Below are 21508 nucleotides of genomic sequence, written 5' to 3'. Positions count from 1 at the left end.
GCGGGCCGGACCGGGAACCCCCGGTGCGGCCCGCCGCCGGTGTAGACAGGAGCACACGCAGATGGGCCACTACCGCAGCGACCTGCGGGACCTGGAGTTCGACCTCTTCGAGGTCTTCGGGATCGAGGAGTTCCTCGGTCCCGGCGGCTACCCCGACCTGGACGCCGACACCGTCCGGCAGATCCTCGCCGAGGTGGACCGCTCCGCCCGCGAGGAGCTGGCGGACGCGTTCACCGAGGGCGACCGGCATCCGCCGGTGTTCGACCCGGCCACGCACACCGCGCCGCTGCCCCCGGCGTTCGGCAAGGCGTACCGGGCGTTCCTCGACGCCGGGTTCTGGCGGCTCGGCGACCTGGCCCCGGAGTTGGGTGGCACGCCCGCGCCCCGGATGCTCTGGCGGGCGATCGGCGAGCTGGTGATGGGCGCCAACCCGGCGGTCTGGATCTACGCCTCCGGCCCGCCCCTGGCCAACGTGCTCTGGCACGAGGGGACGGCGGAGCAGAAGCGGTGGGCCCGGATCTTCGTGGACCGCCAGTGGGGTTCCACCATGGCGCTGACCGAGGCGGACGCCGGCTCGGACGTCGGCGCGGGCCGCACCCGGGCGGTGCCGCAGCCGGACGGCTCGTGGCACCTCGACGGCGTCAAGCGCTTCATCACCTCCGGCGAGCACGACCTCACCGAGAACATCGTGCATTACGTGCTGGCCCGGCCGGTGGGGGTCGAGGGCGTCGGCGGGCCGGGCACCAAGGGCCTCAGCCTCTTCGTGGTGCCGAAGTACCACTTCGACCCGGCCACCGGTGAGCTGGGCGCGCGCAACGGTGTCTTCGCCACCGGCGTCGAGCAGAAGATGGGCCTGAAGGTCTCCAACACCTGCGAGCTGACCTTCGGCCAGCACGGCGTGCCGGCGGTCGGCTGGCTGGTGGGGGAGCGGCACGACGGCATCCGGCAGATGTTCCGGATCATCGAGTACGCCCGGACGATGGTCGGCACGAAGGCCATTGCCACGCTCTCCACCGGCTACCGCAACGCGTTGGCGTACGCCCGGGAGCGGGTGCAGGGCGCGGACCTGACCCGGGCGGCCGACAAGACCGCCCCCCGGGTACGGATCGTCGCCCACCCCGACGTACGCCGGTCGCTGATGCTCCAGAAGGCGTACGCCGAGGGACTGCGCGCCCTGCTCGTCTACACCGGCCGCTGGCAGGACCGGATGGTCCACGGGCCGGACGCCGACCTGGCCGCCCGGGTCAACGACCTGCTCCTGCCCCTGGTCAAGGGGTTCGGCTCGGAGCGGGCGTACGAGATGCTCGGCCACGAGTCGTTGCAGACCCTCGGCGGCTCCGGCTACCTGACCGACTACCCGCTGGAGCAGTACGTCCGGGACGCCAAGATCGACACCCTGTACGAGGGAACCACCGCGATCCAGAGCCTCGACCTGGTGTTCCGCAAGATCGCCAAGGACCAGGGGGTGGCGCTGATGGCCCTGGCCGGCGAGATCGGCGCGTTCGTCGGCGCCGAGGCCGACGACTCGTTCGCCGCCGAGCGGATCGCGCTGGGCCGGGCGGTCACCGACGTGCAGGGCTGCCTCGGCACCATGCTGGAGTGGCTGGGCGCCGCCCAGGGCGGCGAACCCCGTCAGCTCTACCTGGTCGGGCTGCATAGCCGGCGGCTGCTGCTGGCCCTCGGTGACCTGCTCGTCGGCTGGCTGCTGCTCCGCCGGGCCGAGGTCGCCGCAGGGGCCCTGGACCGGGCCGACCTCTCCGCCGCCGACCGGGCCTTCTACACCGGCAAGGTGGCGGTGGCCCGGTTCTTCGCCCGGGAGGTGCTGCCCCGGCTCACCGCCGACCGGAAGATCATCCAGGCCGCGTGCCTCGACCTGATGGACGTCCCCGAGGAGGCGTTCTGATCCACCGCCGGACCACCCGGCCGGTGGTGGTGGCCACCGTCTGGTGGGCCGACCTGGGTCTGCTGCGCCGGTGGCACCACGGGGTGCTGGACGACACCGAGCGGCGACGGCTCGCCGCGATCGTCCACCCCCGCCACCGGCGGCAGTCCACCCTGGGCGCGGTGCTGCTGCGACTGGCGGTCGCCCACCACGTCGGCGTGCCGGCGGACCGGCTCCGGGTGGTGCGGGAGTGTCCGAGCTGCGCCGGGGCGCACGGCCGGCCCCGACTGCCCGGGCACCGGCTCTCGGTCTCGGTTTCCCACTCCGGGCGACGGGTGGTGGTGGCGGTCGCCGCTCGGGGGGAGATCGGCGTGGACGTGGAACGGCACGACGGTGCGGACGACCGTTCCCCGACCGACCTGGCGCAGTGGTGTCGACAGGAGTCGGTGGTCAAGGCGACCGGCGACGGGCTGCGGGTGCGGATCCGGGACGTCCGGATCGGTCCGCCCTCCGGCCCGCCCCGGCTGCTCGCCTACCCCGGGCGACCCGGCCTGCGGGCCCGGCTCTGGGACCTGCGCCCGGGGCCCGGGTATGTGGCGGCGGCGGCCCTGGTCACCCCGGCGACCCTGCCGGCCCGCGCGCGGATCGTCGAGCGGACGGCGTCCCGCCTGCTCACGAAGCGCCTGCGTACGCGAGTTCCTCGCTCCCGGACGGCCTGACCCCGGGACGACCTGACCCCGGACGGTCCTGTCGCCCGCGCGGCACGCTCCGGGCGCGGGCGGGTGTCGCCGCGCCGACAATGCACAACTATTGTGCATGGAACCTTTGCATAGTTATTGTGCAACCATGACGGAGGAACAGAGCGGGGAGGCCCGCTCGGTCAGGCTCGACCATCGGCAGATCCGCGTTCTCGCGCATCCGCTGCGGATACGTCTGCTGGGCGCGCTGCGTGCCGACGGCCCGGCGACGGCCACCTCGCTCGCTGTGGCCCTCGACACCAACACCGGAGCCACCAGCTACCACCTGCGGCAACTCGCCGAGGTCGGGCTGGTCGCCGAGGAAGCCGGTCGGGGCACCGCCCGGCAGCGCTGGTGGCGCGCGGTGCACGACACGAGCAGTTGGTACCCGAGCGACTACGACGACGACCCGGACGCCCGGGCGGCCCTGGAGTGGGTGCAGGTCGAGCACGTGAAGTGGATGACCGAGCAGGCCGACCGGTGGCTGACCGAGCGGGTGACGTACTCGCCGCAGTGGCGGGACGCGGCCGGATTGAGCGACGCGTTCCTGGTCATCGGTCCCGAACGGTTGACGGCGCTCAACCAGGAGATCTCGGAACTCGTCCGGCGCTACCGCGAGGCGTCGGCGCCCGACGAGGCCGATGCGAGACCGGTCCACCTCGTTCACGCCGCCTTCCCGGCCGAGGAGCGTGACCGGTGAACGCACTCACCGTCCGCCAGGTCCGACGCCGCTTCCTGCTCCTGCACGGGCTCCGGTGGCTCCCGGTCGGCCTGCTCATCCCGGTCTTCGTCCTGCTGATGCAGGAGCGCGGCCTCACCATCGCCCAGATCGGAGCGGCCACCGCCGCCCAGGGGCTCGTCGTGCTCCTGCTGGAACTCCCCACCGGCGGCCTCGCCGACGCCCTTGGGCGGCGGCCGGTGCTCCTCACGGCCGCCGCCGTCAATCTCGCCTCGTTGGCGCTCTTCGTCGTCGCCGACGCCTTCTCCGCCTTCGTCGTGGTCTGGCTGCTGCAAGGCGTGTACCGGGCGCTCGACAGCGGCCCGTTGGAGTCCTGGTACGTCGACGCCAGCCTGGCCGCCGACCCCGACGCGGCGTACGAGAAGGGGCTCGGTCAGGGCGGAACCGTCCTCGGCATCTCGATCAGCGCCGGCGCGCTGATCGGCGGCGGCCTGGTCACCCTGGGTCCGGTCGGCCCGGTGAGCGCGCTGACGACACCGCTGCTGTTGGCTGTCGTGCTGCAACTGGTCGTCCTGGTGGCGCTCGCGACGCTCCTGGTCGAGCCGGGCCCGGTCCGGGGCCGGGGCCGGGGCGCGTTGCGGTCGTCGCTCGCTGCCGCGCCGGGCATGGTCGGGCAGGCGTTCGGGCTGCTGCGCCGGTCCCGGGTGCTGCTCGCCCTGGTCGCGGTGGAACTCTTCTGGGGCTTCGGCATGACCACCTTCGAGACCCTGCTCCCGGTGCGCCTCGCCGAGGTGACCGGCGGCGCGGACCGCGCGGCGGTGCTGCTCGGCCCGGCCGGCTCGGTGGCCTGGCTCGCCTCGGCGGCCGGCGCCGCACTGACCCCGCTGCTGGCGCGCTGGTGGGGTGCGGCTCCCGCCGCCGCGCTGCTGCGGGTCGTGCAAGGGCTGACCGTCGCCGGCATGGGACTGCTCGCCGGGCCGGTCGGTGTGCTTCTCGCGTACCTGGCCTGCTACACCGTGCACGGCGCGTCGAACCCGCTGCACATGGGACTGCTGCACCGGCAGGTCGACGGTCCGTACCGGACCAGCGTGATCTCGCTGAACTCGATGGTGGCCATGCCCGCTGGCGCGCTCGGCGGTGTCGTCCTCACCGCCTTGGCGGACGCCACCAGCGTGAGCACCGCGATGCTGGTCGGCGCGGTGGTGCTGGCCGTCGCGGCCCCGCTCTACCTGCCCGCCTGGCGGGCCGGCCGCCGGACCCCGGTCACCGCGGCACCCGTCTCCGCCTCCAACGGCTGACGCCGTCCCGCGGGGCCCTCGTCACGTGGTTGCAGGGGACCCCTGCTCGGCAAAAAGCGGTAACAGGGGACCCCTGCTACCACCTCAGCCCCACCACCTCAGCCGGGTCAGGCGAGATGCAGGGAGGTACGTCCGAGGGTTCCGGTGAAGCCGAGCCGGCGGTACAACCGGATCGCGCCGACGTTATGGGTGTAGACGCCTAGCGCCACGTGGTCGTACCGGGCGAAGAGGGCACGGGTCATGCCGGCGGTCAGCGCCGCGCCGAGCCCTCGACCACGCTCGGCCGGCGCGACGGTCAGGCCGGCGAGAAAACCGATCTCGCCCCGGCTGCGGTCCGCCCCGGCGGCCACCAGCCGGTCGCCGCGGCGGATGCCGTACCAGTCGACCACCCTGGGGTCACCCGGGCGTGAGGTGGTGCTCGGGAAGGCCTCGTCGACCAGCGCGGTGAGCGCCGGCAGGTCGGCCTCGGTGAGGCGTACCACCTCTTCCTCACCGGCCTGCCGGGGCGGCGCGGCGGTGCTCCAGAGGAAGTCCCAGTCGTCGTGCCGGGCGACCGGCAGCGCTCCGGTCAGCTCGGCCGCGCCGAGTCGCGGCAGGTGCAGCCACTGTCCGGACCGGACGACCCCCTGCGCCAGCAGCGTCCCGAAGATGTCGACCGCCGGCCCGGGAGCGCCGAACGCCCCGCCGGCCGGGCCCCGCTCGGCCGGGAGCAGCCACGCCGTGGTGCCGTCGAGCAGCCACGCCCGCGGCTCGTCGTCCCGACCGAGAACGTGCCGGGCGTACGGGTGGTGACCGGTGGCCGCCAGGACCGCCGCCCGCCCGTGTACCGCCCGCGCTGACCCGATCATGCCGCCAGCCTAGCCAGGGCGCGGATGCCGTCCATCCTGGAGATTGGCGATCGGACCGATCGGGTACATCACGGCCGACGTACCCGACCCCTGACCGGAGGACCGACATGCTCGCCATCGCCGCGGCCATCGTTTTCGGTTTCGCCCTGCTCATCGACCTGCTCAACAACAACTTCGGCGCGCCCGACCTGTTCAACTGGAACACCCTGGTCCTGATCGGCCTGCTCCTGCTCTCGCTCTACCTGGCCGGCGTCGGCCGAGGTCCGCGCGGTGCGGGCGGCGGAGGCGGTGGCCGGTGGTACCGGGGCCGCCGACCGGGGCGCGGCTGACCGCTTCCGATCATCACCGGCCCGTCCCGCGCCGCGATTCCGGCGTCGCGGGACCGGGCCGGTACTGTCTTCGTGATGGAGTCCGACGCCCTGTTCACTCTCGGTGACCCCGCCGCCGCGCCGCGCGCGCCCGCCGGGTTCGGCGGCGCGTCCGCCGGGGTCGACGGCTTCGACACCGTCGGGGCCGACGCGCCCCTGCCGGTGCGGATGCGTCCGGCGAACCTCGACGAACTGGTCGGTCAGGAGCACCTGCTCGCCCCCGGCTCGCCGCTGCGGCAACTGGTCGGCGGCGCGACCCCGATGTCGGTGATCCTGTGGGGACCGCCCGGCTGCGGCAAGACCACCATCGCCCACCTGGTGGCCCGGGCCACCGACCGCCGGTTCGTCGCGATGTCCGCGCTCACCGCCGGGGTCAAGGACGTCCGCGCGGTCATCGAGACCGCCCGCCGGCAACGCCGCTCCGGCGGCCCGCCCACCGTGCTCTTCATCGACGAGGTGCACCGGTTCAGCAAGACCCAGCAGGACTCGCTGCTCGCCGCGGTCGAGGACCGGACGGTCACCCTGCTCGCGGCGACCACCGAGAACCCGTACTTCTCGGTCATCTCGCCGCTGCTGTCCCGCTGTGTGCTGCTGACCCTGCAACCACTCACCGAGGACGCGGTCCGGGGCCTGCTGCGTCGCGCGGTCACCGACGAGCGGGGCCTGGGCGGTGCGCCCACCCTCGCCCCCGAGGCCGAGGACCACCTGGTCCGCCTCGCCGGTGGTGACGTCCGCAAGGCGCTCACCGCCCTGGAGGCGGCCGCCGCCTCCGCCACGGCCCTCGGGGTCGACCGGATCGACCTGGCCACCGCCGAGCAGGCGGTCGACGTGGCGGCGGTCCGCTACGACCGGGCCGGTGACGCCCACTACGACGTCACCAGCGCCTTCATCAAGAGCATGCGCGGCTCCGACGTCGACGCGGCGCTGCACTGGCTGGCCCGGATGCTGGTCGCCGGGGAGGACGCCCGGTTCGTCGCGCGCCGGCTGGTCATCTTCGCCAGCGAGGACGTGGGCATGGCCGATCCGTCCGCGCTGAGCGTGGCCACCGCCGCCGCGCACGCCGTGGAGTACGTCGGACTTCCCGAGGCCCAGCTCAACCTCGCCCAGGCGGTCATCCACCTGGCCACCGCGCCGAAGTCCAACTCGACGACCACCGCGATCGGAGCGGCGATCGGGGACGTCCGGGCCGGCCGGGGCGGGCCGGTGCCCCGTGCCCTGCGCGACGCCCACTACTCCGGGGCCCGGGGGCTGGGGCACGGCACGGGCTACCGCTACCCGCACGACGACCAGCGGGGCGTGGTCACCCAGCAGTACGTTCCGGACGACCTGGTCGGCACCGACTACTACCGGCCCACCGAACACGGCGCGGAGCGTGCGGTGGCCGCCCGGCTGCCCCTGCTGCGCCGCATCGTGCGGGGCCGGGCCACCCCGGTCGCCGACCCGCCGGTGGGAGCCGGACGGGGCACGACGGACGCGACCGGCGTCCCGGCGGATGAGGGCGGCGCGGACGCCGCCAGGAAGGGTCACCAGTGAGACCTCGTGGTGCGGATCGGCCGGAGGACGGCCCCGACGAGCGGCGGGACCCCAAGGCCAGGGGACGCCGCTGGGGACGCAGCCGGTCCGACGCGGAGCCGGAGGAGCCGGTCGGCGGCGAGGAACTGGGCTGGATCGACGACCTGCGTACCGCCAAGCGGCAGCGCAGTGAACTCGGCCCGGAAACCGGGGGCCGGGAGGCAGCCGAGCCGGCGCCACCCACCGGTGCCCGGCCACCCGTCGCGCCGCCCCCGCCGGCAGGCTCGGTGCCCGGTCCGGCGGGGCCCCGCCCCGGTGACCTGACGGCGGCCCCCCCGCCCGGCGCTCCCACCCGGCGGCCCGGGCGTCCGGAGGGTCCCTGGCCGGGCGCCGCCGGCCCCGCGCCGCGTCCCGGCCCCGAGATGGCACCTCCGGTCCGTCCCGGCCATGAAGTCCCGCCGCCCGTCCGTCCCGGCCACGAGGTTCCGTCGCCGGTCCGTCCCGGTCCGGAGGCCCAGCCGCCGGTCCGCCCGGGACACGCGGTGCCTCCGACGGCCGACCGGACGAGCCGCCCGCCGGGTGCGCCCGAACCGGCTCCGCGGGCGGTGCCCGGCTTCCCGCCGCGTCCCGCCGGCCGGGTTCCCGTCGAGGGGGCGGCCGGCGTGGCGCGTCCTCCCGTCCCCGAGCGCCCGACGGCCCGGCGACGCGCGCCGGAGCAGGGGAGCGCGCCGGTTCCGGCGTCGGGTAACGCTCCGCCCGTTCCGTTGTCGGGTAACGCTCCGCCGGTTCCGGTGTCGGGTAACGCTCCGCCCGTTCCGTTGACGGGCAACGCCCCGCCTGTTCCGGCGTCGGGTAACGCTCCGCCCGTTCCGGCGTCGGCCGTGTCCGGGCCGGTGGCCCCGGGGCCCCTGGCCGCCGGGCCGGGCGAGCGGCGCGACCCGCCGCCCGCCGCCGGTCGGCGACGGGCCGCCGCCGACCACGACGACGATCGTGCGGCCGGTCGTCGTCCTGCCGGACCGGACGACGACCGCTCGGTGGGGCGACGTCGGGCCGCCGACCCGTCCGAGCCCGGCCGACCGGCAACCGGGTCGGCCCGTCCGCCGGTGCCCGGTCCGGCTGGACCGGCCCCGGATCCGCGTACCGCTCCGCCGGCCCGGGGTGCCGCCCGTCCCGGTCCGGTGGCGCAGCCGCCGCGTCCCGGACCGGAGCCGGCCGCCCCGGCGCGCGGCGCGGCGCGTCCCGGTCCCGTTCCCCCCGCTCCCGCCCCCGGCCCGGTCCGGCCGGCCGGACCGGGTGCCGTGCCGCATGGGCCGGGTGCCGTGCCGCCGGCCGCCTCGGGCGTCGCGCCGCCGCACGGACCCGGTGTCGCACCGCCGCACGGGCCTGTTGCCGTGCCGCCGCACGGGCCCGGCGCCTCCGTCCGTCCGGCACCGGGTGCCTCGGTAGCCGGACCACGGGTGATGCCCGGCGAGCCGCCCGCCGCCGGCCCGGTGCGCGGCGCGGCCCGCCCCCCGGCCCCGGTCGATCCGGACCCGCGGGACGTGACCCGTCCCGGGGCCGGTCCGGCTGGCCCCGCCGTCGGAGGACCGTCCGCCGACCCGTCCGGTGCGCCGGCCGTCGACCCGTCCGCCGGTCCGGGCCGTCCGCCGACCGGCCCGGGCCGTGCCCCGGTCGCGCCGCCGTCCGGCCCGCCGACCGTGGCCCGGGCCGCCGCACCGGTCGCCCGACCCGTGTCCGGTCGGGCCACCCCGCCTGGTGGAGAGCCCGAACGCCCCGGCGGCGTACCGCCCGTCCGTGATCCGGAGCGTCCCGGGACCACTGCCGTCCCGTCCGTACACGACCGGCCCGGCGAGCCGGGCGGCCGGACGGGCGGACACCCGACGGCCCGGGCCGCCGTGGCACCGCCGGAGAACTCACCGCCGTTGCGCAGTGCCGTCGGGGACGAACCGTCCGACGACGACGGTGCCCGGACCGGTGGGCCGCTCCGCGTCGCCCGTTCCGAACTGCGACGGCAGATGCGGGAGCGCCGACGGCTCCGCCTCGGCGTCCTGGTCGCGGTGAGCGTGCTCCTGCTCGGCGCGGTACCGACCTTCTTCGCCGTCCGGGCGCTGAGCCGTGACCCGGTCTTCGGCTCCCTCGACGAGCTGGAGGTGCCGGCCTGGGCCGCGATGGACACCGTCGACAACGTCAGTGGCAGCCGCTGGTGCCTCCAGGACTGCCGGCTGCGGGAACGCAGCGCGTCCTCGGACCGTTCGCCGGAGGAGACCGCACCGGAGTACGAACGGGCGTTGTCGGCCGCCGGCTGGCAGCCGTGGCAGGTGACCCGCTGCCCGGAGCAGCCCGCCCCGGGGCGGTACACCTGCTGGCGACGGGACGAGCTGACCCTCGACCTCTGGGTTCGTCCGCCGACGTGTGTGCCACCGCCGATCGACGGCCAACCGGCGGTTCCGCCGTCACCGCTGCCGTCGCCGACCGCAGCCGGTGACTGCACCGGATCGTTGGTGTCGTTGAAGGTCCGCAACGCCATCGACGACGACCGCACCCGGCCGCAGCCGAGTACGGACCCGTCGCTCACCGGTGAGGATCCGTTCCCCACCTTCACCGACGACCCGCTCGACGATCTGACACCCTCACCGTCCTGAGCCGCCGTCCATCACTGACGGTAGGGTCTGGGGCTGGCGGACCGCTGCCGGTCATGCTGCTGGTGGCCGTACTCGCCGCTGGTGCGCGACCAGGGCGGTGTCCGGCACACCGGTGCCGGGTACGACGGTCGCACGTTCCGCCGACGACGGGTCGGCGGAACACTGCTTAGGGAGGACACGCGTGGAGCTTGGAGAGGTCGCGGCGCTGGTGGCGGCGATCGCGTTCGCGATGCTGGTGCTGATCCTGACGCTGCCCATCCTGCGCCTGCGGCACACCGTGGACGCCACGACCCGCATGATCAACGACCTCAACGAGCAGACCAGGCCGTTGCTGGGCAACGTCAACACCACGGTGGAGAACGTCAACACGGCCCTGACCCAGGTGCAGACCTCGCTGGACGGGGTGAACCTCCAGCTCGCCAAGGTCGACACCATGACCAGCCACGCGCAGAACGTCACCGCCAACGTGGCGAACCTGGCCACCGTGGTCTCCGCCGCCGCCGCGAACCCGCTGGTCAAGGTCGCCGCCTTCGGGTACGGCGTGCGCAAGGCCGCCTCCGCCCGCCGGCACGCCGAGACCGAGCGCGAGGTGCGCGACACCATCAAGCAGCAGCGTCGCGCCGCCAAGCGTGGCGACCGCTGAGCCGGTAGCGGGGAGGAAGAGACATGAGGCGTCTGTTCTGGCTCGGCATCGGGCTCGCCGTCGGCGTGGTGGTGGTCCGCAAGGCCACCCGGACCGCGCACGCGTACACGCCGCAGGGCATCGCCGGTTCGCTGACCGAATCCGCTGGCGGACTGCTGGAGTCGATGCGTAGCTTCGTGGAGGACGTCCGGATCGGGATGGCCGAACGCGAGCAGGAGATCCACGAGGCGTTCGCCCGGGGCGAGGCGTTCGACGACCAGTTCGCCGAGCTGCGGGAGGATCCGCGCATCGGCGACCGAGAGATCTTTCCGGAGGAACCCCAGCGATGAAGACGGCGGAGATCAAGCGGCGGTATCTCGCCCACTTCGAGGCGAACGGCCATGCCGTGGTGCCGTCCGCTCCGCTGCCCGCCATCAGCGATCCGAACCTGCTGTTCGTCAACGCCGGCATGGTGCAGTTCGTCCCGTACTTCCTGGGTCAGCAGACCCCGCCGTACCCGCGCGCGGTCAGCGTCCAGAAGTGCATCCGGACGCCGGACATCGACGAGGTCGGCAAGACCAGCCGGCACGGCACGTTCTTCCAGATGAACGGCAACTTCTCCTTCGGTGACTACTTCAAGGCCGGGGCGATCCCGCTCGCCTGGGAGTTGTCCACCAAGCCGGTCGCCGAGGGCGGCTTCGGGCTCGACCCGGAGCGGGTCTGGCCCACCGTCTACCTGGACGACGACGAGGCGTACGACATCTGGCGGTCGGTCGGCGTGCCGGCGGAGCGGATCGTCCGGCGGGGCAAGAAGGACAACTACTGGTCGATGGGCATCCCCGGCCCGGCCGGCCCCTGCTCCGAGCTCTTCTACGACCGGGGCCCCGCCTACGGACGCGAGGGTGGTCCGGAGGTCGACGAGGACCGCTACCTGGAGTTCTGGAACCTCGTCTTCATGCAGTACGAGATCGCGGACGTGACCAGCAAGGAGCACTTCCGGATCGTCGGTGACCTGCCGAAGAAGAACATCGACACCGGCATGGGGCTGGAGCGGATCGCCTCCATCCTCCAGGGCGTCGACAACCTCTACGAGATCGACGAGGTCCGGCCGATCCTCGACCGGGCCAGCGAGCTGTCCGGCAAGCGGTACGGCACGAGTTCCGGCCAGGTGGCCGCCGAGTCGCACCCGGACGACGTCCGCCTGCGGGTGGTCGCCGACCACGTGCGGACCGCGCTGATGCTCATCGGCGACGGGGTGACCCCGAGCAACGAGGGGCGCGGCTACGTGCTGCGCCGGATCATGCGCCGGGCGATCCGGGCGATGCGGCTGCTGGGCTACCAGGACCGGGCGATGCCGGAGCTGCTGCCGGTGGCCCGGGACTGCATGTCCCCGTCGTACCCGGAACTGGCCACCGAGTTCGACCGGATCTCGCAGTACGCGTACGCGGAGGAGGACGCCTTCCTCTCCACCCTGCGCGCCGGCACCACGATCCTGGACACGGCGATCAGCGAGACGAAGCGGGCCGGGAAGCCGGCGCTCTCCGGGGACAAGGCGTTCCAGCTGCACGACACGTACGGCTTCCCGATCGACCTGACCCTGGAGATCGCCGCCGAGCAGGGGCTGACCGTCGACGCCGAGGGCTTCCGCCGGCTGATGGCCGACCAGCGGTCCCGGGCCAAGGCCGACGCGAAGGCGCGCAAGACCGGGCACACCGACCTGTCGGCGTACCGGTCGGTGCTGGACAGCGGCGGCCCGGTGACCTTCACCGGGTACACCGAGACGTCGCGTGAGGCGAGGGTCCGGGCGCTGCTCTCCGGCGGTGCCCCGGTCGCCGCGGCCGTCGAGGGGGACACCATCGAGCTGGTGCTCGACGCGACCCCGTTCTACGCCGAGGGCGGCGGGCAGCAGCCCGACCAGGGGCTGATCACCGTCGGCGGCGGCGAGGTCGAGATCTTCGACGTCCAGCAGCCGGTGCCCGGCCTGGTGGTGCACCGGGCGCGGGTGCGCCGGGGCGAGGTGCGGTCCGGCGAGACCGGCTTCGCCGAGATCGACGTGACCCGGCGGCGGGCGATTTCCCGCTCGCACACCGCCACCCACCTGGTGCACCAGACCATGCGCAACTTCCTCGGCGAGTCGGCGACGCAGGCCGGTTCGCTGAACGCCCCGGGGCGGCTGCGGTTCGACTTCAACACCCCGACCGGGGTCGCGCCGAGCGTGCTGCACGACGTGGAGCAGCAGGTCAACGAGGTGCTCCTGGCCGACCTGGAGGTGCACGCCTTCGTCACCTCGCTGGAGGAGGCCCGCCGGATCGGCGCGATGGCGCTCTTCGGCGAGAAGTACGGCGACGAGGTGCGGGTCGTCGAGGTCGGCGACTACGCCCGCGAGCTGTGCGGCGGCACGCACGTCGACCGGTCCGGGCAGCTCGGCCTGGTGAAGATCCTCTCCGAGGCGTCGATCGGGTCCGGGGTGCGCCGGGTCGAGGCGCTGGTCGGCATGGACGCGTTCCGCTTCCTGGCCAAGGAGCACCTGCTCGTCGCCCGGCTGGCGGAGCTGTACCGGGTGCCCAGCGACCAGGTGGCCGACCGGGTGGAGCAGACCGTCAGCCAGCTCCGCGACGCCGAGCGGGAGCTGGAGAAGCTCCGGGCCCAGTTGGTGCTCGGCGGGGCGGCGGCGCTCGCCGCGCAGGCGAAGGACGTGCGCGGCGTCGCGTACGTCGGCACCGAGGCGCCGGAGGGCGCGGCCGGCAACGACGTGCGGACCCTCGCCCAGGAGATCCGGGGCCGGATCGACGCGGCGCGGCCGGCGGTGGTCGCGGTGGCGGCGCGTGCCAACGGCAAGGCGTCCCTGGTGGTGGCGGTGAACGGCGCGGCGCGTAGCCGGGGCTTGGCCGCGAACGACCTGGTCAAGGCGGCCTTCTCCGGGCGGGGCGGGGGAAGTCCCGACCTGGCCCAGGGCGGCGGTCTGCCGGCGGCCGAGGCGCCGAACCTGCTGCTCACCGTGGAGAAGGCGATCAGCGAGGCGTAGATCCTCCGACGAGGTGCACCAGGGCGGGCCGCATGGTCCGCCCTGGTGCGTTCTGCCGCCGGGAGCCCGGGGTACGTTTTCCGGCGGTGTGCAGTCAGCCGGTGCGGGCAGTCGCAGGGAGTGAACCCGATTGAGTGAATTCGCGCGGGGCGTCCGCCTCGGGGTGGACGTCGGCCAGGTCCGGGTCGGCGTGTCGATCTGCGATCCGGACGGCATCCTGGCCACCCCGCTGGTCACCCTCGCCCGCGACCTGACCAGCGCGGACGACACCGTTCCCGGCGACGTGGCCGAGCTGCGCCGGCTGGTCGCCGAGCACGCGGTGGTCGAGGTGGTGGTGGGGCTTCCGGTGAACCTGGCCGGGAAGCACGGGCCGGCCGCCGTACACGCCAGGTCGTACGCGGACCGTTTGGCTGATGTAATAGCGCCTGTTCCGGTGACGCTCACCGACGAGAGGATGTCGACCGTGGTGGCTAGTCGTAGGCTGGCCGAGCGGGGCGTCCGAGGTAAACGGCAACGGGCGGTGGTCGACCAGGCCGCCGCGGTGGAGATTCTGCAGAGCTGGCTAGAGGCGCAGCGGAGGCGGACGTAATGATCGACGACCTGGATCTCGGTTTCGACGAACGGGACCGAGGCGAGAAGGGCAAGCACCGGCGCAGTGCCATGCGCAAGCGCAAGGGCAAGTCCGGTGGTGGGGGCCGTACGGTCCTCGCCCTCCTGCTGGCCTTCGTCCTGCTCGGCGCGATCGGTGGTGGCGCCTTCTACGGCTTCGACCGGGTGCAGAGCTACTTCGTTACTCCCGACTACGACGGCGCCGGCACGGGTGAGGTGACCATCGAGGTCAAGCAGGGCGCGCTGATCGCCGACATCGGCAACGTGCTCTACAGCGCGGGCGTGGTCAAGAGCGCCCAGGCGTTCATCGACGCCGCCGAGGAGAACGCGCGCAGCAAGAACATCCAGCCCGGCACCTACAAGGTGCGCAAGCAGATGAGCGGCGAGAGCGCCCTCGGCATGCTCCTCGACCTCAAGAACAAGATCGTCAACGGGATCACCATCCCCGAGGGGACGACCGCCAAGCGGACGTACAAGCTCCTGTCGGAGAAGACCCAGATCCCGGTGGAGGACTTCGAGGCGGCGGCGAAGGACCCGGAGGCGCTCGGTGTCCCGGACTGGTGGTTCAAGCGCAACGACGGCAAGGAGGTCGTCAAGTCGATCGAGGGCTTCCTCTACCCGGACACCTACGAGGTCCCGCCGAAGGCGACCGCCGAGGTCATCCTCAAGCAGATGGTGTCGAACTTCCTCACCGTCACCGGCAAGATGCAGTTCGCCGAGCGGGTGCAGAAGGAACGCGGCGGGATCAGCCCGTACGAGGCCCTGATCGTGGCCTCGCTCGCCCAGGCCGAGGCGGGCACCAAGGCGGACCTCGGCAAGGTCGCCCGGGTCGCCTACAACCGCGCCTACGGGGACTTTCCCTGCAACTGTCTGGAGATGGACGTCACGGTCAACTACCACCTCGAGTTGACCGGCCAGAAGACCAAGACATCCGCTGAGATGAGCCAGTCCGAACTCGTCGACACCAAGAGCCCATACAGCCGCAAGCTGCGCGGCCTGGTACCGACCCCGATCAACAACCCGGGCAAGGACGCGCTGGAAGGGGCGATGGACCCGCCGGAGGGGAAGTGGTTCTTCTTCGTGGCGGTCGACAAGGAGGGCAACTCCGAGTTCGCCGAGACGGTGGAACAGCACGAGCGCAACAAGGACAAGGCGCGAGAGGCCGGCATCATCTGATCCCACCCGGCTCGTCGTCCTACCCGTGGGGGTGAAGGAACTTCCTTCACCCCCACCAGTCTTCGGCTAGCCGATCACTACCGCCCCGGGCGGGATGTGGGCGGTGTTGACACAGCCCAACGCCACATACTTCAGCGTCAGGTTGTAGCCCACCTTCAGCCACTTGTTACTCGTTACGCCGTTACAGGTGTAGGAGTCGCCCGTGGCCACGCCAGTGCTGGTTTTGTTGCAGTCGGTGGTTGCCGGATACCAGCAGCCAACCCATTGCCCGGCGCCCACCTGGGCCACCGCGGTGTATCCCGTCCCCGGCCCCGTACGGATCTTCACGGCGGTACTGCCTGACTTGGGAGTCGCGCCAGCGTCCAAGGTGCCGGCGTTCGCTCCGGGAACAGCCAGCGTCAAGGTGGCCAGTGCGCCGATGGCAGCAGCAGTTGCTACCCTTCGTAGCATAGCGATCACTCCTAGCTAATCTCGGGAGAGATCATGTAACCATCGGTAGTGGGATATGTTCAAGGGGTTAGATAAGTGGGGAGGTTCATTGGCTTGATGCTCGTACTGACGGTTCCCGACTTGCTACCCTGCTGCCGATCCTGGGAGGGGTGGTGAGGCGGAGGTGACGCAGGCCCGCCGGGCGGCGGTGGTCGGTACGCCGATCGCGCACTCCCTCTCGCCGGCGATCCACAACGCCGGGTACGCGGCGGCCGGGCTGACCGGGTGGTCGTACACCCGGATCGAGTGCGACGCGGCCGGACTGCCCGGCCTGGTCGCCGGGCTCGCCCCCGAGTGGGCCGGCCTGTCGGTGACCATGCCGGGCAAGGAGGCCGCGCTCACCGTGGCCGCCGAGGTGTCGCCGGTCGCCGCCGCCGTCGGGGCCGCCAACACGCTGGTCCACCGCCCGGACGGCACCTGGTACGCGGACAACACCGACGTGGTGGGCATGGTCGAGGTGCTGACCGCCGCCGGGGTGTCCCCGGGAGCCACGGTCACCGTGCTCGGTGCCGGGGGCACCGCCCGGGCGGCGGTCGCGGCGGCGGCGCGGCTGGCCGCGAAGTCGGTGACCGTGCTGGCCCGCCGCCCGGAGGCGGTCGCGGAGCTGCGTCCGGTGGCCGGGGCGCTCGGCGTGCCGATGGCCGCCGCCCCGTGGGCCGAGGCCGCCGCGCACCTCGACGCCGACGTGGTGGTCTCCACCCTGCCGAAGGGGGCCGCCGACCCGTTCGCCGATCTGGCCGCCTGGCGGCCCGGGACGGTGTGCTTCGACGCGCTCTACGATCCGTGGCCGACCCCGCTCGCCGCGTCCGCGCAGGTGGCCGGCTGCCCGGTGGTCTCTGGGCTGGACCTGCTGCTCGCCCAGGCCGTCGGTCAGTTCGAGCACTTCACCGGTGTCTCCGCGCCGGTCGAGGCGATGCGCGCGGCCCTCGCCGCCGCCCGCTGACCCTCCCCGCCCCGGCACGATCGACTCCGGTTCGGTGATACGGGGCCATCCCCCGAGCGGGACAGCCCCGTATCGGCGAACTCGTGATCGCGGGATGAGCTGGGGGTCAGGCTCCTGCGGCCGACTTGAGGTCGGCGGCGCGGTCGGTGTTCTCCCAGGTCAGTTCGGGTAGGTCCCGGCCGAAGTGGCCGTACGCGGCGGTCTGCCGGTAGATCGGCCGGAGCAGGTCCAGGTCCCGGATGATCGCCGCGGGACGCAGGTCGAACACCTCGTTCACGGCCTTCTCGATCCGCTCGACCGGCACGTTCTCCGTGCCGAACGTCTCGATGAACAAACTCACCGGATGCGCCTTACCGATCGCGTAGGCGACCTGCGTCTCACAGCGCTCCGCCAACCCGGCGGCGACCACGTTCTTCGCCACCCACCGCATCGCATAAGCCGCCGACCGGTCGACCTTCGAGGGGTCCTTACCGGAGAACGCCCCACCACCGTGCCGGGCGTACCCACCGTAGGTGTCCACGATGATCTTCCGACCGGTCAGGCCGGCGTCACCCATCGGCCCACCGATCTCGAACCGACCCGTCGGGTTCACCAACAACCGGTACCCGTCAGTGTCCAACCCCAGGCCCTCGACCTCGGGGGCGATCACATGGTCCCGCACGTCCGGCGTCAACAACGACTCCAGACTGATGTCCGCCGCATGCTGCGAGGAGACGACCACCGTGTTCAGACGGACCGGCCGCAAACCCTCGTACTCGATGGTCACCTGCGTCTTACCGTCCGGACGCAGATACGGAATCGTCCCGTCCTTCCGCACCGCCGACAACCGCCGCGCCAACCGATGCGCGAGAGCGATCGGCAGGGGCATCAACTCCGGGGTCTCCGCACACGCGAACCCGAACATCATGCCCTGATCCCCGGCGCCCTGCGCATCCAACGCCGACTCCGACGAACCCGTCCGCAACTCGAACGCGTTGTCCACACCCTGCGCGATATCCGGCGACTGCGCCCCGATCGACACACTCACCCCACACGACGCCCCGTCGAACCCCTTCCGCGACGAGTCATAGCCGATCCCCAGGATCGTCTCCCGCACGATCGCCGGAATGTCCGCGTACGCCTTCGTGGTCACCTCACCCGCGACGTGCACCTGCCCCGTCGTGATCAACGTCTCCACCGCGACCCGCGAACGCGGATCCTGACTCAACAACGCATCCAGAATCCCATCACTGATCTGATCAGCGATCTTGTCCGGGTGGCCCTCCGTGACCGACTCGGACGTGAACAGACGACGTGCCACAGTGTTCCTCTCGGGTTCGGTTCAGACGATTGCCGGAACGGGGGCGGGACGACGGGTCGCGCCCCCGACGCTAGGGGAGCGGGTACGAGCGCCTCTCCAGGTTGACTCGAGCCGTGCTCCCGACGACGGGCCTGCGGCGGGACCGGTCCCGCCGGGACGAGTCCGTGTCGTCGACGGTCCGCAGGGCGGGACGCGGTGGCCGGTGCGCCGCACCGGATGCGGGGCGTGCCAGACTGATCCGGTGTTGCGCTGGTTGACTGCAGGTGAATCGCACGGTCCCGCCCTGGTCGCGCTCCTGGAGGGCGTTCCCGCCGGGGTCGAGGTCACCACCGGGGAGATCTCCGCCGAACTGGCCCGCCGTCGACTCGGCTACGGCCGGGGCGCGCGGATGTCGTTCGAGCAGGACGAGATCGAGGTCATCGGTGGGCTCCGGCACGGTGTGACCATCGGCAGCCCGGTGGCGATCCGGGTCGGCAACTCGGAGTGGCCCAAGTGGCGCACGGTGATGGCGGCCGACCCGGTGGACGCGGACGAGTTGGCCAAGCAGGCGCGTAACGCCCCGCTGACCCGCCCCCGTCCCGGCCACGCCGACCTGGCCGGCATGCAGAAGTACGGACACACCGACGCCCGGCCGATCCTGGAACGGGCCAGTGCACGGGAGACCGCCGCCCGGGTCGCCGTCGGGACCGTCGCCAAGGCGCTGGTGCGGCAGACCCTGGGCATCGAGATCGTCTCGCACGTGGTGGAGCTGGGTCCGATCGCGGTCGACCCGGGGCTGCGGGCCCGTCCGGAGGACGCCGCGCGGATCGACGCCGACCCGCTGCGCTGCCTCGACCCCGAGGCGAGCGCCCGGATGGTCGCCGAGGTCGACGCCGCGAAGAAGGCCGCCGACACCCTCGGTGGCGTGGTCGAGGTGCTCGCGTACGGGGTGCCGCCGGGCCTCGGCAGCCACGTGCAGTGGGACCGCAAGCTCGACGCCCGGCTGGCCACCGCGCTGATGTCGATCCAGGCGATCAAGGGGGTCGAGATCGGCGACGGTTGGCAGCAGGCGCGGTCCCGGGGTTCCGAGGCGCACGACGAGATGGTGCCGACCCCGACCGGGGTGCGCCGGGTGACCGACCGGGCCGGTGGCCTGGAGGGCGGCATCACCACCGGTGAGCCGCTGCGGGTGCGGGCCGCGATGAAGCCGATCTCGTCGCTGAACCGGGCGCTCGCCACGGTCGACGTGACCACCGGCGAGCCGGCCACCGCGATCAACCAGCGGTCGGACGTCTGCGCCGTGCCGGCCGCGGCGGTGGTCGCCGAGGCGATGGTCGCCCTGGTGCTCGCCGAGGCCACCACGGAGAAGTTCGGCGGTGACTCGGTGGCCGAGATCCGCCGTAACCTGGCCGGCTACCTCGACGCCCTGGTGATCCGGTGAGCGTGGACGCGGGTCGGCCGGTCTGTGTGCTGGTGGGAGCGCCGGGGGCGGGCAAGACCACCGTCGGCCGGGCGCTCGCCACCGCGCTGGGCGTCCAGTTCCGGGACACCGACGAGGACATCGAGCGGATGGCCGGCAAGCCGATCCCGGAGATCTTCGTCGACGAGGGGGAGGCGCACTTCCGTGCCCTCGAACGGGCGGCGGTGGCGGCGGCGCTGGCCTCCTGCCCGGGCGTGCTCGCCCTCGGCGGTGGCGCGGTCCTCGCCGAGGAGAACCGCGCCGCCCTGGTCGGGCACACCGTGGTGTATCTCAGCGTGGAGCTGACCGACGCGCTCAAGCGGGTCGACCTGGGTGCCGGCCGACCACTGCTGGCGATCAACCCGAGGGCGACGTTACGGTACCTGCTGGACCAGCGCCGCCCGTTCTACCAGGAGGTGGCGACCGCCACGGTGGTCACCGACGCGCGTGACCCCGGGGACATCGTCACCGAGGTGCGGACGCTGCTCGACCGCTGACCACCGCCCGGCGGGGCTGGCGCGCGGGCCGGGCCTCCGGTCGCCAGGTGACCAGCAACGCCAGCGCGAGCAGGATCTCGGCCAGGTCCCCGCCGTAGTACATGATCGTCGCTCCGGCGCGCAGCTCCCCGACGGTGGCCGGCACGTCGACCAGCAGCCCGGCGTACAGGAGCTGGGCGAGGGCGGCGTGCCCGGCGACCGCGACGCCGACCACGACCAGCCGCACCGGCACCCGGGGCCGGTGCGGTCCCGGGTCCGGTCCGGCGATCGACCAGGTGAAGAGGTACCCGCTGAGCAGGAAGTGCACCTGGAACAGGTGGTGCACGGCCGGCTGGTCGAGGCTGGCCCGGTAGAGCGGGGTCAGGTAGAGCACCCAGAGCCCGCCGACGGTGAGCAGCAGCCCGGTGACCGGGTGGGCGACCACCCGGGCCACCGGGTGACCCAGCCAGCGGATCACGGCCCGCCCGGCGGACCGGTCGAGGGTGCGCAGGGCCAGCGTCCCGGGGGCGCCGAGCACCAGGCCCAGCGGCGCGAGCATGCCGAGCAGGAGGTGCTGCCACATGTGTCCGACGAGGTCGTACGCGGGCACGGCCAGGCCGACGCCGAGCAGCAGCGCCCCGATGCCGAACGCGGCGCTCCGCCAGGGACTCCAGGGTCGGTCGGCGCGGCGCTGTCGGATCACCCCGGCCAGGTAGACCCCGGCGAGCAGCAGCGGTACGACCAGCGCCGGGTCCACGCCGGGCGGCGCGGCGTGTCCGCCGCCGTGGGCCAGGACGTTCACCGTCGTCCGCCGGGCGAGGCGGCGCCCCCGGTCAGCCCCTCCGTGACGTGCGGCTCGTCACCGGTGGGTGGTCCGCCCCGGCCGTCGCTGCGTTGCAGCAGCCACCCACCCGCGACCAGGACCGCGCCGAGCGCGAGGAAGCCGAGGTCCCACCAGAGCCGGTTCGCGCCCTCCCGGACGTGGTGGATACCGAGCAGGTGGTGGTCGACGACCCCCTCGACCAGGTTGAACAGGCCCCAGCCGACCAGCGCCCAGCCCCAGAGGGTGCGGGAGCGCCACAACCGGTTCCGGGAGCGGGTCACCCGGGCGTGCAGCAGCGCCAGCCCGGCCAGCACCGACACCCAGGTCACCACGTGGAAGATGCCGTCCCAGAGGGTGTTCACCCGCAGGCCGGGGACGGTGTCCACCGGGTACTCCCGGATGCCGACGTTGTCGCTGCCGGTCGCGCTGAGCATGTGGTGCCACTGGAGCACCTGGTGCAGCAGGATGCCGTCGAAGAAACCGCCCAGGCCGACGCCGAGCAGGATGGCGGGAAGCCGGATGTCGGCCTCCTCGATCGTGCGGGTTGCCATGCGGTACCTCCGACGTCGTCGATGCGTATCGATCCGGGACCTGCCCGGTCCCTGTCGGGTTAAACGCCGTTGTCCGGTCTGCGGTCACCA

The 21508-nt window shown here is 73.0% G+C and carries 20 protein-coding genes; 15 read left to right on the top strand and 5 right to left on the bottom strand.

Features of this window, described 5'->3' with window-relative positions; genetic code table 11:
• Window positions 1-61: 61 nt before the first annotated feature.
• The 4 genes from GA0070618_RS32015 to GA0070618_RS32000 all read left to right on the top strand — a co-directional run bounded on the left by GA0070618_RS32015 (window position 62) and on the right by GA0070618_RS32000 (window position 4596).
• The gene (locus GA0070618_RS32015; RefSeq protein ID WP_088984974.1) at window positions 62-1903 is read left to right on the top strand and encodes an acyl-CoA dehydrogenase; all 1842 of its coding nucleotides are present in this window, start codon (window positions 62-64) and stop codon (window positions 1901-1903) included.
• A gap of 23 nt (window positions 1904-1926) precedes the next feature.
• A complete protein-coding gene (locus tag GA0070618_RS32010) occupies window positions 1927-2601 on the top strand; it encodes a 4'-phosphopantetheinyl transferase family protein (protein WP_088984973.1) in 675 nt (224 codons plus the stop codon).
• A 127-nt stretch (window positions 2602-2728) separates the two neighbouring features.
• Window positions 2729-3319: a winged helix-turn-helix domain-containing protein gene (locus GA0070618_RS32005; protein ID WP_088984972.1), complete on the top strand. Its 591-nt coding sequence runs from the start codon at window positions 2729-2731 to the stop codon at window positions 3317-3319.
• A complete protein-coding gene (locus GA0070618_RS32000; RefSeq protein ID WP_088984971.1) occupies window positions 3316-4596 on the top strand; it encodes an MFS transporter in 1281 nt (426 codons plus the stop codon). The genes GA0070618_RS32005 and GA0070618_RS32000 overlap by 4 nt, the downstream gene beginning before the upstream one ends.
• 107 nt (window positions 4597-4703) lie before the next feature.
• Here GA0070618_RS32000 and GA0070618_RS31995 read toward each other — a convergent pair whose 3' ends face one another.
• A complete protein-coding gene (locus GA0070618_RS31995; protein WP_088984970.1) occupies window positions 4704-5444 on the bottom strand; it encodes a GNAT family N-acetyltransferase in 741 nt (246 codons plus the stop codon).
• A gap of 107 nt (window positions 5445-5551) precedes the next feature.
• Between GA0070618_RS31995 and GA0070618_RS31990 the strand changes: the two genes are divergently transcribed.
• The 8 genes from GA0070618_RS31990 (at window position 5552) to mltG (ending at window position 15398) form a co-directional block, all read left to right on the top strand.
• Window positions 5552-5773: a hypothetical protein gene (locus GA0070618_RS31990; protein WP_088984969.1), complete on the top strand. Its 222-nt coding sequence runs from the start codon at window positions 5552-5554 to the stop codon at window positions 5771-5773.
• A gap of 75 nt (window positions 5774-5848) precedes the next feature.
• Window positions 5849-7345 carry a replication-associated recombination protein A gene (locus GA0070618_RS31985; protein WP_088984968.1) on the top strand — a complete coding sequence of 499 codons (1497 nt, stop codon included), beginning with the start codon at window positions 5849-5851 and terminating at the stop codon, window positions 7343-7345.
• Window positions 7346-9339: 1994 nt separating this feature from the next.
• Entirely contained in the window at window positions 9340-9966 is a 627-nt protein-coding gene (locus GA0070618_RS35420) for a hypothetical protein (protein ID WP_088985988.1), read from the top strand.
• Window positions 9967-10147: 181 nt separating this feature from the next.
• Window positions 10148-10609 (top strand): DUF948 domain-containing protein, encoded by a 462-nt coding sequence (locus GA0070618_RS31965; RefSeq protein ID WP_088984965.1) that lies wholly within the window; start codon window positions 10148-10150, stop codon window positions 10607-10609.
• A gap of 23 nt (window positions 10610-10632) precedes the next feature.
• Window positions 10633-10938, top strand: coding sequence for a hypothetical protein (locus GA0070618_RS31960; RefSeq protein ID WP_088984964.1), 306 nt, complete (start codon window positions 10633-10635; stop codon window positions 10936-10938).
• Window positions 10935-13613, top strand: coding sequence for an alanine--tRNA ligase (gene alaS, locus GA0070618_RS31955; protein WP_088984963.1), 2679 nt, complete (start codon window positions 10935-10937; stop codon window positions 13611-13613). Before GA0070618_RS31960 ends, alaS begins: the two co-directional genes overlap by 4 nt.
• A 130-nt stretch (window positions 13614-13743) precedes the next feature.
• On the top strand, window positions 13744-14202 hold the full coding sequence (gene ruvX / locus GA0070618_RS31950; protein WP_088984962.1) for a Holliday junction resolvase RuvX: 459 nt from the start codon (window positions 13744-13746) through the stop codon (window positions 14200-14202).
• Entirely contained in the window at window positions 14202-15398 is a 1197-nt protein-coding gene (gene mltG, locus GA0070618_RS31945) for an endolytic transglycosylase MltG (protein ID WP_088984961.1), read from the top strand. Before ruvX ends, mltG begins: the two co-directional genes overlap by 1 nt.
• 66 nt (window positions 15399-15464) lie before the next feature.
• On the opposite strand, the gene GA0070618_RS33800 is transcribed toward mltG, so the two are convergent.
• Window positions 15465-15725, bottom strand: a complete 261-nt coding sequence (locus GA0070618_RS33800) for a hypothetical protein (protein WP_143740350.1) — start codon at window positions 15723-15725, stop codon at window positions 15465-15467.
• A 286-nt stretch (window positions 15726-16011) separates the two neighbouring features.
• Here GA0070618_RS33800 and GA0070618_RS31940 point away from each other — a divergent pair, with 286 nt between their 5' ends.
• Window positions 16012-16830 (top strand): shikimate dehydrogenase, encoded by an 819-nt coding sequence (locus GA0070618_RS31940; RefSeq protein ID WP_088984960.1) that lies wholly within the window; start codon window positions 16012-16014, stop codon window positions 16828-16830.
• Between the two features lie 106 nt (window positions 16831-16936).
• Here the strand turns inward: GA0070618_RS31940 and metK are convergent, their stop codons facing one another.
• Window positions 16937-18130: a methionine adenosyltransferase gene (gene metK / locus GA0070618_RS31935; protein WP_088984959.1), complete on the bottom strand. Its 1194-nt coding sequence runs from the start codon at window positions 18128-18130 to the stop codon at window positions 16937-16939.
• Window positions 18131-18371: 241 nt separating this feature from the next.
• On the opposite strand from metK, the gene aroC reads away from it, so the two are divergent.
• Complete coding sequence (gene aroC / locus GA0070618_RS31930; protein WP_088984958.1) at window positions 18372-19550, top strand: chorismate synthase; 1179 nt, start codon at window positions 18372-18374, stop codon at window positions 19548-19550.
• A 2-nt stretch (window positions 19551-19552) separates the two neighbouring features.
• The gene (locus GA0070618_RS31925; protein WP_088984957.1) at window positions 19553-20065 is read left to right on the top strand and encodes a shikimate kinase; all 513 of its coding nucleotides are present in this window, start codon (window positions 19553-19555) and stop codon (window positions 20063-20065) included.
• On the opposite strand, the gene GA0070618_RS31920 is transcribed toward GA0070618_RS31925, so the two are convergent.
• Together GA0070618_RS31920 and GA0070618_RS31915 are read right to left on the bottom strand one after the other, a co-directional pair.
• The gene (locus tag GA0070618_RS31920) at window positions 20034-20846 is read right to left on the bottom strand and encodes a cytochrome c oxidase assembly protein (RefSeq protein WP_231931529.1); all 813 of its coding nucleotides are present in this window, start codon (window positions 20844-20846) and stop codon (window positions 20034-20036) included. The genes GA0070618_RS31925 and GA0070618_RS31920 overlap by 32 nt on opposite strands.
• Window positions 20843-21418 carry a DUF2243 domain-containing protein gene (locus GA0070618_RS31915; RefSeq protein WP_088984956.1) on the bottom strand — a complete coding sequence of 192 codons (576 nt, stop codon included), beginning with the start codon at window positions 21416-21418 and terminating at the stop codon, window positions 20843-20845. The genes GA0070618_RS31920 and GA0070618_RS31915 overlap by 4 nt, the downstream gene beginning before the upstream one ends.
• Between the last annotated feature and the right edge of the window lie 90 nt (window positions 21419-21508).

This window comes from Micromonospora echinospora, assembly GCF_900091495.1.
GTDB lineage: Bacteria > Actinomycetota > Actinomycetes > Mycobacteriales > Micromonosporaceae > Micromonospora > Micromonospora echinospora.
Note: the sequence above shows the minus strand (reverse complement) of the source record. Positions and strands in the feature narration are given on the sequence as shown.